Source organism: Megasphaera sp. AF13-6AC, assembly GCF_027685385.1.
GTDB lineage: Bacteria > Bacillota > Negativicutes > Veillonellales > Megasphaeraceae > Megasphaera > Megasphaera micronuciformis.
This window is the reverse complement of the sequence record NZ_JAQCUN010000309.1, coordinates 415-649: the sequence shown is the minus strand read 5'-3', so window position 1 is coordinate 649 and position 235 is coordinate 415. Positions and strand designations below refer to the sequence as shown.

Sequence of the window (235 nt, the reverse complement as noted above, 5' to 3'; positions counted from 1 at the left end):
GCACCATGTCGTGGATGAAGTATGAGTTGTGGGGACTGGTTCTGGTTGTTATCGGCGCTCTCGTAGCGGCCGGTACGGCCGGTATAGATACGGGCAATATCGGTCTGTCATTGGATGATATTTTTGCATATGCCTTCGGTACGGGTCGGATGCTTGTAGCTTTAATGCTTGTAGCGGCCGGATTGCAGTACATCGTGAAAAGAAAGGCCCTGCCTTTTACGCGAAACTGGCTCAT

1 protein-coding gene is annotated in these 235 nt (G+C 51.1%); it reads left to right on the top strand.

Annotated features, from left to right (window positions below):
- The coding region (locus PGX78_RS09065) for a hypothetical protein (protein ID WP_270446634.1) at positions 1–235 on the top strand (235 nt) is incomplete at both ends.